Here is a 12,172-nt window from a genome sequence, read left to right as displayed (position 1 = left end):
CTATAATGCGTGACCAGAGCCACCATCAATATTCAATGAAGTCCCCGTAACATAACTTGCTGCATCAGATACTAAAAATGTAATAACGTTGGCCGCTTCTTGCGTATCACCTACACGACCAAGTGGAATAGCTTGCCCTACTTTACGAGAATAGTCTTCCCACGATAAACTTGGATCTTCCTTTTTCCATTTCTTTTCGATTTGATCACTTCGAATAAGCCCAATACATACGGAATTGACGCGGATATTATCCTTTCCTAAATCCTTGCTCATCGCTTTAGTCAAAGCAAGTCCCGCAGCACGGCTGACAGTCGTAGGAAGCGAGCTAGCAGGAGGCGTCTTAGCCATCACCGCAGTCACATTCACGATTGCACCCCCACCAGCCTTACGCATATATGGTGCTGCATATTTTGAGCAATGTATAGCGCCAAATACCTTTAAATCTAAATCTGCTTGCCACAGCTCACTACTCACCGATTCAAAAGGATTTGCTGAAGCTGTCCCAGCATTATTAATGAGAATATCAACGTGTCCAAAATGTTCGACCGTACGCTCAATTAGATTCTTACAATCTTTTTCCTTAGTAATATCTGTTGGAACAATTAAAACATCTACACCTGTTTCATTTTTAATACACCCAGCGGCCACCTGTAGCTGTTTTTCTCCACGTGCACAAAGTACAACCTGAGCACTCTCTTTAACAAGTTGCATGGCCGTATAATAGCCAATACCTTTACTCGATCCTGTTATAATTGCTACTTTCCCCTTTAAGCCTAGTTCCATTATAATCACCCCAAATATTTTCGAATATTCTTAACAATATATTTACTTTAACAAAATTATAGATAATATACAAAAAACGGCTACAAAGCAATTCGCTTTATAGCCGTTTAAACGGTTTTACATTATTTTTTTGCTACAATGTGAATTGGGTTGCCAAGTAATACTTCAGCAGCTTCCATTGTAATTTCCCCTAATGTTGGGTGAGCATGAATTGTTAATGCGATGTCTTCAGCAGTCATTCCGCCTTCAATTGCTAAGCCCATTTCAGCGATCATATCAGATGCACCAGCACCTACGATTTGAGCACCGATTAATAAGCCATCTTCTTTACGAGCAACAAGCTTCACGAAACCTTCTGATTGGTTTAGTGCAAGAGCACGACCATTTGCTGCGAATGGGAATTTCGCTGCAGTGTACTCGATACCTTCTGCTTTTGCTTGTTCTTCGTTGTAACCAACTGTCGCCATTTCTGGATCTGTGAAACATACAGCAGGTACAGCAAGATAATCAACAACTGATTTTTCACCAGCAATTGCTTCAGCAGCAACTTTACCTTCGTAAGAAGCTTTATGTGCAAGCTGAGGACCAGCAACGATATCACCAATTGCATAGATATTTGAAATATTTGTACGACATTGTTTATCAACATTGATTAGACCGCGTTCACCGAATTCAACACCGATTTCAGCAAGGCCCATTTCATCAGTATTTGGACGACGACCTACAGTAACTAATACATAATCAGCTTCAACTTTTTTCTCTTCTCCGCCAACTTCATAAGTTACAACTACGCCGTTTTCTGTTTCTTCAACGCCTTTTGCAGATGCGTTTACTTCCATTTCAACGCCTTTCTTTTTAAGGCCTTTTTTCACGATTTGAGTCATTTGTTTTTCGAAGCCAGCTAAAATATCTTTTCCGCCTTCAATAATTGTTACTTGTGAGCCAAGGTTTGCATAAGCAGATCCTAACTCTGTACCAATGTAACCTCCACCAATTACTACTAATTTACCAGGTACTTCTTGTAAAGAAAGTGCACCAGTAGAATTTAGTACGCGCTCAGAGAATTTGAATGTAGGAATTTCAACTGGACGAGAACCTGTTGCAATAATGACATTGTTAAATGTGTAAGTTTGAGCAGATTCACCATTGATGATACGCACTGAATGAGCGTCAACGAAATAAGCTTCACCTTGTACAATTTCAACTTTGTTCCCTTTAAGTAAGCCTTCAACACCGCCAGTTAATTTTTTAACAACGCTGTCTTTAAATGCTTGTGCTTTTGAGAAGTCTAATTTCACATCAGAAGCGATGATTCCCATGTCATCTGAATGTTTAGCTTGCTCAAAACGGTGACCTACTGAAATTAATGCTTTTGATGGAATACAACCTACGTTTAAGCACACACCACCAAGTACATTTTTTTCAACGATTGTTACTTTTTGGCCAGTTTGAGCTGCACGAATTGCTGCTACATATCCTCCAGGACCTGAACCAATGACAAGAGTATCTGTTTCGATTGGGAAATCTCCTACTACCATTTTTGTTACGCCTCCATTAATAATAATTCTGGCTCACTTAACAAACGCTTCAAGTGATTTAAAGCATTTTGCGCAGTGGCTCCATCGATCATACGATGATCAAAGCTCAATGATAATGCTAACACAGGTGCGGCTACAATTTCACCATTTTTTATTACAGGTTTTTCTGAAATTCGACCAATACCTAGAATTGCTACTTCAGGATGGTTAATTACTGGTGTAAACCATTGACCTCCTGCAGAACCAATATTCGTAATAGACATAGATGCACCTTTCATTTCATGTGGCGCAAGTTTACTTTCACGGGCTTTAGTCGCTAACTCATTGATTTCATTTGACACTGCAAATACAGACTTGCGATCTGCATGCTTGATAACTGGGACAAGTAAACCTTTTTCAGTATCCGCTGCAATACCAATATTGTAGTAATGCTTTTGGATAATTTCTTGTGTTGCATCATCTAATGAGCGATTAAATTCTGGGAATTCGCGTAATGTTGAGATAAGTGCTTTTACTACATAAGGTAAGTATGTTAATTTAACACCTTTTTCAGCTGCGATATCTTTGAATTTTTTACGATGCGCTACAAGAGCTGTTACATCGACTTCATCCATTAGTGTAACATGTGGAGCCGTTTGTTTCGAGTGTACCATTGCTTTTGCAATCGCTTTTCGAATACCAGACATTTTCTCACGAGTTTCTGGGAATTCCCCTTCAAGAACAACTGGTGCTGCTGAAGTAGTAGTTTCTTGTTGAACCGCTTCTTCAACTGTCACTCCAGTTGCTGATTCAGTGTCAACAGTACCTCCACCATTTAAGAAGTTTGTAATATCTTCTTTCAAAATACGACCATTTTTGCCTGAACCTTTTACTTCACGGATGTTTACGTCGTTATCGCGTGCAAATTTGCGGACAGAAGGCATCGCAATCACACGTTTTGTTTCATCAACAACTGTTTCAGCTTTTTCGGGTGCTTGCTCTGGTGCTTTCTCCTCTTTTGCAGGAGCTTTTTCTACGTTCTGACCAGATTCAGCTGTTGCTTGAACTTGTGCTTCAGTTTTCTCTTCAGCGTGACTATCACCTTTTAGCTTTAAGTCTTCATAGCCAGGTGCATCCAATCGGATTAAAACATCGCCTACGACGGCAACTGTTCCTTCTCCTACTAAAACTTCCTCTACTGTTCCTTCAACTGGTGAAGGAATTTCTACTACTGCTTTATCATTTTGTACTTCACAAAGAATATCGTCTTCTTTTACTGTATCTCCAGCCTTGACGAACCATTTCACGATTTCGCCTTCGTGAATTCCCTCGCCAATATCCGGTAATCTGAATTCAAATGCCATGTGTACCCATCCTTTCTATTTACCGATGTTCAAGTTTAGAAGCTTCATTAGAATGTTAAAACTTTTTTTGCTGTTTCCATTACATCTTTGTAGTTTGGTAACCAAACACCTTCAGCTTGTGGGAATGGGTACACAGTATCTGGTGCAGCCACACGAAGAACAGGCGCTTCTAAGCTTAAAATTGCGCGTTCAGTAATTTCTGCTACTACATTTGCCGCGATACCTGCTTGTTTTTGTGCTTCTTGTACAACGATTGCACGACCTGTTTTTTCTACAGACGCAATAATTGTTTCGATATCAATTGGTTGAATTGTACGTAAATCAATTACTTCAACAGAGTGGCCTTCTTTTTCAAGTTCTTCCGCAGCCTTTAAGCTTTCATGAACCATTAAACCGTAAGCAACAATTGTTAAATCTTTACCTTCACGTTTTACATCCGCTTTTCCTAGTGGAATTTCGTATGCTTCTTCTGGTACTTCTTCACGGAATGAACGGTAAAGTTTTAAATGTTCTAAGAAAATAACTGGGTTGTCGTTGCGAATAGATGAAATTAGTAAACCTTTTGCATCGTAAGGTGTTGATGGTACAACTACCGTTAAACCTGGTTGTGCAGTCATTAAGCTTTCTAAGCTATCTGAGTGCATCTCAGGAGTATGCACACCACCACCGAATGGTGAGCGAATTGTTACTGGTGCGTTGTATACGCCGCCACTACGGTAGCTCATACGTGCTAATTGACCACTGATTGAATCCATTACTTCATAAACGAAGCCGAAGAATTGAATTTCAGGAACTGGACGGAATCCTTGTAGAGAAAGACCGATTGCTAAGCCACCAATACCTGATTCTGCTAACGGCGTATCAAAAACGCGGTCAACTCCGAATTCTTTTTGTAGGCCTTCTGTCGCGCGGAATACCCCACCGTTGACACCTACATCTTCCCCGAATACAAGAACGTTTTCATCATTCTTTAATTCTGTGCGAAGTGCATCTGTAATTGCTTGAATCATCGTCATTTGTGCCATAGGTTATTTCGACTCCTTCTCTTTATAGATTTCATACTGTTCTTTTAAATTAGATGGCATTTCGCCTTTATACATGTTTTCCATCAGCTCTGTTACTTTTTGTTTTGGAGCAGCATCAGCTTTTTTGATGGCTTCTTTAATTTCTTCTTTAGCACGCTCAATGACTGCTTCTTCTTTCTTCTCATCCCATAAGCCTTTTGCTTCTAGGTATTTACGGAAGCGAACAAGTGGGTCTTTTTGAGCCCATTCAGTATCTGTATCAGAAGTACGGTAACGCGTTGGGTCATCCCCAGCCATTGTATGTGGGCCATAACGGTAACACATTGTTTCAATTAACGTTGGACCTTCACCATTAACAGCTCGCTCACGTGCATCACGAGTTGCTACGTAAACTGCAAGCGCATCCATTCCATCTACTAAAATACTTGGTAAACCTGCTGCCACACCTTTTTGAGCGATTGTTTTTGCAGCAGTTTGTAGTTCACGCGGTGTAGAAATTGCATATTGGTTATTTTGTACAATGAAGATCGCTGGAGATTTAAATGCACCAGCAAAGTTAATACCTTCATAGAAGTCCCCTTGTGATGAACCACCATCACCTGTATATGTTACTGCAACAGCTTTTTTCCCACGCTTTTGAATACCTAGTGCAACACCTGCTGCTTGGATAAATTGAGCACCGATAATAATTTGTGGTGCTAGAACATTTACACCCTCAGGTACTTGGTTCCCCATAAAATGTCCACGAGAGAATAAAAACGCTTTATCTAAAGGTAGGCCATGCCACACGATTTGTGGAACATCACGATACCCTGGTAAAATCCAATCCTCTTGTTCTAATGCAAAGTGTGAAGCAAGCTGAGAAGCTTCCTGACCTGCCGTTGGTGCATAGAAACCTAAACGGCCTTGACGGTTCAGTGAGATTGAACGTTGGTCTAAAATACGTGTATAAACCATACGTGTCATTAGTTCAACTAATTCTTCATCCGATAATTTAGGATCTGCCTCATTATTTATAATTTCGCCTTCTTCATTCAAAATTTGAAACATTTCAAACTTATCTTCGATTTCAGTTAGCGTTTGTTTAGCATCAAAAATATTATTGTTTTTCTTGCTCATTTGTCACATCTCCCTTTCAGCTGTATTAAAATAAATCACCTTTTTGACTAGTACAACTTATTCTTGACACTCAGTATACTGAATAAAATACTGTCGGTCAATCATATATTACGGCTATAAACAAAGATTTTTTCTAAAATAACAATTAATCATCTCTGTCCTATACTGTATTACCAATATCGAAAATCTGTATTAGAACACCATTTTTACGCCTTGTAATTCTTAAGTTTTCCAACAGGTTTTCCAATAGTAGAATACCCCATTCTAGAAAATCTAATAGCATTCGAAAAATTTTTTAAGTATATTCAAATAAGGTCTTTTTTCATGTGATTGTTTTTAGACGTGATGTATACTTATAAATAGAGCACTACAAAGATGAAAGGAAGATTACTATATGATTTTAATGGATGATATTATCCGCGAAGGTCATCCGACTTTACGCACGAAAGCAGAGGAAGTTAAATTCCCTTTATCTGATGAAACAAGACAGCTTGCTGAAGATATGCTTCAGTACTTAATTAACAGCCAAGATCCTGAAATGGCAGAAAAATATAATTTACGCAGCGGCATCGGCTTAGCTGCCAATCAAGTAAATAGTCTACAGCGTATGTTTGCACTTCATTTGCAAGATGATGCTGGTGAACAATTAAGCTTCGTAGCCATAAACCCCAAAATTGTCAGCCATTCAGTTGAAAACACATACCTTTCTGCTGGAGAAGGTTGTCTTTCCGTTGATCGTAATGTTCCTGGATACGTCCCACGTCATGCACGCATTACAGTAAAATTTAAAACTATAGATGGGGAAGAAAAGAAAATGCGCCTTAAAGGCTTGTCTGCCATCGCCTTTCAGCATGAATTAGATCATTTGAACGGCATCATGTTTTATGACCGCATTAATGAAAAAAATCCATTTGCTGATATCCCAGAGTCCATCCCATATGAGCGTGACTAAAAGCGAATCAACAAAACAAACCTCAGCATTTACGCAGAGGTTTGTTTTTTCTATGTTCTCAATTTTTATTCGTTCATGTCATTTGCAAGCACTTCATTTATCTTATTAATTAATATAGGTAGGTCTTTCATCGTTTCAATGGTATAGTGTGCACCAGTCTTCTCAAAAATACGTTTTGTTTTTTCAATGGCTTGTTGTTGTTCATCAGCGGTTAAAGCTAAGAACTCTTCTTCAGCCAGTCCCATTTCTGAACTTCCAATAATAACACCAACAGCCCATACACCAGCATTCAAGGCTTCTTTTATATCTGAGGTTGTATCGCCAACCTTTACAACTTGCTTGGTTGATTTCGATCCCAATGCCTCCATATTTCTGAAAATCATATACGGATATGGCCGCCCCTTATCACTCACTTGTGTCGGAGTCACTAAAAAATCTGGTTGATAGCCCTTCATAGCAGCATGTTTTGTTACGACTTCCATCATAAAATCTGTGTAGCCGGTAGTAGAACCAAATCGAATACCGGCTTCTCTTAATTGCTGTACGGTCGCTGTCACATGCTGAATAGGAACTGTGTAGGTTGCCAAAGACTCCATTAATTTCGATTCAAATTGATTGTATAGAACATGTACATCTTCCTCTGAAAAATGCTGATGATGAACTCGTTTCCATTCTTCATTAATCCTTGGCATTTCAAGCATCGTACGAATATGATCAATTTTCAGCATGCCCATAGGTTTACGAGCTTCTTCAAGGGTTACTGTTACACCAGCATCTTCAAAAATCGTTAAAAAGACATTTACAGGGGCAAAGCAACCAAAATCAACTGCTGTACCTGCCCAATCCAAAATTACTGTTTCAATTTTCATTATTTTTCACCACCATATAATTTTCAATGACTTCGCATAAGGCCTGCATATCTTCTTCATATATATCACCAATATTACCAATACGGAATGTATCTACATCTGTCAGCTTACCAGGATAGATGACAAATCCCGCCTTTTTCATCTCCTGATAAAAATGTTCAAAAGAAAACTCTTTATGTGGGAACAAATAAGTTGTGATAATTGGTGATTGTAGCTCTTCAGAAATATATGCATCGAACCCTAGTACTGATAAACGAGAACGCAGTAATTGATTATTATCTGCATAACGTTGGTAACGTGCGTTTACTCCGCCTTCTTCCACTAACTCTTCTAGCGCCTTTGCAAAGGCCGCTACTACATGTGTCGGCGAAGTAAAGCGCCACTTCCCATCCTTTTTCATTACTTCCCATTGACTATATAAATCTAATGCTACACTGCGTGCTTGTCCTTTGCATTTTTCTAACACCCTTGTTTTAGCAATGACGAACCCAAAGCCAGGAACACCTTGAATACATTTATTCGCACTACTAATACAAAAATCAATATGCGAGTCAGATAAATCCATTGGTACCCCACCAAAGCTACTCATAGCATCTACGATAAATGTTTTGTTGAAAGAGCAGACAACTTCTCCGATTTCTTTAATCGGATTTAAAATACCAGTAGTCGTTTCACAGTGTACAACCGCCACATGTGTAATACTTGCATCTTTTTCAAGTAAACCTTGAACTTCTAAGGATGATGGCTGTTCATCATAAGGGACACTATAAACGACATGCGCTAACCTCAACACTTCAGCCATTTCTGCAATTCTTTCACCATAAGCGCCATTCGTTATTATTAGCAATTTATCATCTTCACCAACAGCTGTTGTCAGCACCGACTCTACAACAAAACTACCACTACCTTGCATTAGTACTGCTGTATAATCAGACTCATCGACTTGCGCTAAATTTAGGAGCTGCTTCCGAATCACTTGTGTCACATTTTTATAGTCATCATCCCATGTACAGCGATCTTTTAACATTTCCTGTTTGACTGTCTTAGTAGTTGTTAATGGTCCTGGTGTTAATAATTTATAGTTGCTCATTTTCTTTAGCTCCTTATTTTTGGGCTTCTTTAAAGAAAGCTTGGTGTTTTTCTAATAAATCTACTGTCAATGTTGTATCCCACTTTTTTAGATGCGCCGGCACATGCTCAGCCTGTACCTGCTCTTCTTCATAAAGTGCTACTGGATATTGCTCTAAAAAACCATTTCGAGCCTCTGTTGCAATTACCTTTGCCATTTCTTTGGCTAATGTTTCATCTCCCTCTTTATCTACAACAGCTACTGATTCTGTTAGCGTAAAGTTCCCTTCTGTTGGGTCAATATATTCTATTGGTAATCCTTCTTCCTTAGCATCAATTGCTTGAATACGTAAACCAAATCCAGCTGCTACTTCACCTGTCTTCACTTTTTTTATTGGTCCTGACCCAGAGCTTTCAATATGAGGTCCAGCATTGTTAATTAAATCTGCCAAAACCCTTTGCCCCTCTTGCTCACCATATTCTTTAATAATGGCTTGTACTAATAGCCAACCGGTTGAGGAGTCCATTATATTTGGGAATGAGACTAAATCTTTGAAGGCAGGGTCTGTCAAATCTTTTATCGTTTTTGGGACAGTCAAGCCCTTTTGTTGCAAAACATCCGTATTTATAAAAATGGATCCTACATTTCCTAAAATCGGCAATGCATATGTAACACCGCCATCAAGAGGTTTTAAATCCGAAGAAATATCCGCAAACATGGATTTAGAAGTTTGTGCGCTTTCTATAAAATAAGAAGCCATCGTTACGATATCCGCTTCAATATCTGTACCTTCAGCCATCATTTTTCCACCCAATTCTGAAGTACCGAACGATTGAATTAAATATTTTCCTTTATAACCTTTTTCATCTAATGTAGATTCCATTACTTCAATTGCCTCATCATCTGCATTAGAATAGATAATTACTTCATCCTTCGAACCTGCTTCTACCCCTCCACATGCAGTTAAAACTATCGCTGCCGCACTAACTGTCCCTAACATCATCACCGTTGATTTTTTCATTTTGAAATCTCCTCCACTTTTTCTTTATGTGCTGTTATATAATCACAACCTAATTTCACAATAAGGTTTGTACATAAAATGAATATCGAAAGTACGAAAATATCGGTATATTTTGCGAAATGCTGAAGCTCTTTTATTCTTGTCGATACAAGCATAGTTTTTGTGCTAACAAGGAAAATAACGCCACTGACCGTGACCATTGCATTTAAAAAATAGTAGCTTAACATTTGATAAATGGTCGGTCTAATATTCGGCAAAATGATACGTATGACTGTTTTTAACCAAGAATCCTTTAATAGCTCCGCCGTCACTTCCCAGGTTGGGTCCATCTTTTGCAATGAATTTTTAGCCATTAAATAAGGAGTTGTAAAGAAATGCACAATATTACAAGCGATAATGATGAGAAATGTACCCTTTAATGAACTTCCATTAAAGAAAAACAAATACGATAGACCAAGCACCATCCCCGGAACTGTGTTAGTGATCATTGAGGCAAGATCTAAGCTTTTTCTTCCTTTCAATGGCGTCCTCGCATTAAGAAGGGCAGACATAAATGTAATGCTTACACCTAAAACAGCTGTTAAAACCGCTACGATAAGGGAATTCACATAAACCTTTGTTAAATCTTTCTCCGCTAACACATTTCGAACATGTTCAAATGTAAAGCTGAAATCATAGGGATAACCCTTCGTAAATGGAACGATAAACATGGTTGAAAAAATGATAAATACGACTGCAACAGAGGCAATTGAATAGAGCGTAAACAGCGTGTCACGAAGACGATGTTTAACAAGTTCACTTCTCCCCGTCTGTTTATAATGAAAATTAAAGCGTTCTAATATCGTTAACATGACGACGCCCAGTATAGCTGGGACAAGCATTAACACTGAAATAACTGCCCCACGCTCAAAATGCACGATAGAACCTAGCATAGCTTGATAAAGTTCAGTGGCAATCACCCTATAATTTCCGCCTACTGATGCAGGAATTCCGAAATCTGTAAAGCTTAAAATAAATGTTAAAATAAACGCACCACCAATTGTCCCTAACATCGGACGGAATACCGTATGATAAAAACGACGGAGCGGACGATCATGCATTAATATAGACACTAGCAAAAATCGTTTATCGATATATTGCATAGAGTTTTGCATGAGAATAAAAGCGACTGGCAATGTGTATAAGATGTAGCCTATCACCAGTCCGTTATATCCATAAATCGTGAAAAGTGGTTGTCCAGCTAATCTTGTTAGGATTCCTTGATTACCAAATGTATAAATCAATACGAAGCCATAGGTGATAGTTGGCAATAGCATAGGCAACGTAATACCTATCTGTACTAGCTTTTTTGTATGGCGATGCATCGTTGTAAAATGAACAGCGTAGGCCAAGAAAAAAGCTAAGATAGTCGTAATGACCGATGCCACAAAAGAAACTTTAAAGCTATTGAAGAAAGCATCACGAATTTCTACATTTTTTAAAGCATCTATATAATGTTGAATGGAAATCTCATTTCCTACTTTCAAGGACTGCCAAAACATATAAATCAATGGCACAACTAAAAAGAATAGGAGAAATAATAGAATTGGTAGAAAGATTAATTTCATCATTTTATTCGTTTTAAGCATATGTTTCTCCAAACAATTGATAGATGTTGTGGCGCTTAATATGAAGCTGTCTTAAAATAAAGTCCTCAATAAATGAATTTTTCGGTGCCTCTACGATTTCATGTGGTGTACCGAATTGAGCAACCGTTCCTTCATTTATGATTAAAACTTTATCCGATAAGGTTAGCGCTTCTTCTGGATCATGCGTCACAATAATCGTCGTCAAATTAAATTCACGAGCAATTGATTTAATACGTTCCTTGATAGATTCCTTAATGACTCCATCAAGTGCACTTAACGGCTCATCTAGCAAAAGTATTTTGGGTTGCATAACAAGCGTTCTAGCAATAGATACACGTTGCTTTTGGCCGCCTGATAATTCGTGAATCCTTTTATGCAGATGCGGAGTCAGTTCTAAAAAATCGATATATTCCTGTACATCTTCTTTGGACATTTGACTATTTTTATTTTTCAACCCATATACAATGTTGTCGTAGGCATTTAAATGAGGGAATAACGCAAAATCCTGAAAAACAATATTGAATCCTCTTTCTTGCATGGATTGCTTCGATATATCTTGCCCATTGTAGATCAGCTGACCACCCGTTTGCTCTGCAAGCCCTAAGATGATATTAAGCAAAGTAGTTTTACCGCAACCACTCGGCCCTAATAAAGATATAATTTCACCTGATTCGATGGTTACATTGATATCTACTAAAACTTGCTTATTTTTATAGCTTTTTGAGATATTTTTTAGTTCTAACAAATTGGTCACCTCTCTCAGTTCTTAGCTTTAGTATAGTGACCATTTGTAAAGGAAAATGCGTTTTCGTGTAAATGTTGAGT

General features: G+C 38.3%; 11 protein-coding genes. 1 reads left to right on the top strand and 10 read right to left on the bottom strand.

From position 1 onward, the window contains the following. The 5 genes from MKX57_RS04225 to pdhA form a co-directional block, all read right to left on the bottom strand. The gene (locus MKX57_RS04225; RefSeq protein ID WP_342550816.1) at positions 1-783 is read right to left on the bottom strand and encodes an SDR family oxidoreductase; all 783 of its coding nucleotides are present in this window, start codon (positions 781-783) and stop codon (positions 1-3) included. A 122-nt stretch (positions 784-905) separates the two neighbouring features. Continuing rightward, entirely contained in the window at positions 906-2,321 is a 1,416-nt protein-coding gene (gene lpdA / locus MKX57_RS04220) for a dihydrolipoyl dehydrogenase (RefSeq protein ID WP_089985247.1), read from the bottom strand. 5 nt (positions 2,322-2,326) lie between these two features. Continuing rightward, positions 2,327-3,664: a dihydrolipoamide acetyltransferase family protein gene (locus tag MKX57_RS04215; RefSeq protein ID WP_089985246.1), complete on the bottom strand. Its 1,338-nt coding sequence runs from the start codon at positions 3,662-3,664 to the stop codon at positions 2,327-2,329. A 47-nt stretch (positions 3,665-3,711) separates the two neighbouring features. Beyond that, positions 3,712-4,689, bottom strand: a complete 978-nt coding sequence (locus tag MKX57_RS04210; RefSeq protein ID WP_008174017.1) for an alpha-ketoacid dehydrogenase subunit beta — start codon at positions 4,687-4,689, stop codon at positions 3,712-3,714. Positions 4,690-4,692: 3 nt separating this feature from the next. Then, positions 4,693-5,808: a pyruvate dehydrogenase (acetyl-transferring) E1 component subunit alpha gene (gene pdhA, locus MKX57_RS04205; RefSeq protein ID WP_008174019.1), complete on the bottom strand. Its 1,116-nt coding sequence runs from the start codon at positions 5,806-5,808 to the stop codon at positions 4,693-4,695. A 394-nt stretch (positions 5,809-6,202) separates the two neighbouring features. On the opposite strand from pdhA, the gene def reads away from it, so the two are divergent. Beyond that, on the top strand, positions 6,203-6,760 hold the full coding sequence (gene def, locus MKX57_RS04200) for a peptide deformylase (protein WP_008174021.1): 558 nt from the start codon (positions 6,203-6,205) through the stop codon (positions 6,758-6,760). A 65-nt stretch (positions 6,761-6,825) separates the two neighbouring features. Here def and phnX read toward each other — a convergent pair whose 3' ends face one another. Genes phnX through MKX57_RS04175 form a run of 5 tightly spaced genes read right to left on the bottom strand, consistent with a single transcriptional unit; the run spans position 6,826 to position 12,092 of the window. Beyond that, entirely contained in the window at positions 6,826-7,629 is an 804-nt protein-coding gene (phnX, locus tag MKX57_RS04195; RefSeq protein WP_008174022.1) for a phosphonoacetaldehyde hydrolase, read from the bottom strand. Then, entirely contained in the window at positions 7,619-8,719 is a 1,101-nt protein-coding gene (phnW, locus tag MKX57_RS04190; RefSeq protein WP_089985244.1) for a 2-aminoethylphosphonate--pyruvate transaminase, read from the bottom strand. Before phnW ends, phnX begins: the two co-directional genes overlap by 11 nt. Positions 8,720-8,732: 13 nt before the next feature. Then, positions 8,733-9,719, bottom strand: a complete 987-nt coding sequence (locus MKX57_RS04185) for an extracellular solute-binding protein (protein WP_342550815.1) — start codon at positions 9,717-9,719, stop codon at positions 8,733-8,735. Next, a complete protein-coding gene (locus MKX57_RS04180) occupies positions 9,716-11,347 on the bottom strand; it encodes an ABC transporter permease subunit (RefSeq protein ID WP_089985243.1) in 1,632 nt (543 codons plus the stop codon). The genes MKX57_RS04185 and MKX57_RS04180 overlap by 4 nt, the downstream gene beginning before the upstream one ends. Then, positions 11,340-12,092, bottom strand: coding sequence for an ABC transporter ATP-binding protein (locus MKX57_RS04175; protein ID WP_089985241.1), 753 nt, complete (start codon positions 12,090-12,092; stop codon positions 11,340-11,342). Before MKX57_RS04175 ends, MKX57_RS04180 begins: the two co-directional genes overlap by 8 nt. Positions 12,093-12,172: the final 80 nt, after the last annotated feature.

Origin of the sequence: Lysinibacillus sp. FSL M8-0216, assembly GCF_038595555.1 — a bacterium.
GTDB classification, from domain to species: domain Bacteria; phylum Bacillota; class Bacilli; order Bacillales_A; family Planococcaceae; genus Lysinibacillus; species Lysinibacillus fusiformis.
Note: the sequence above shows the minus strand (reverse complement) of the source record. Positions and strands in the feature narration are given on the sequence as shown.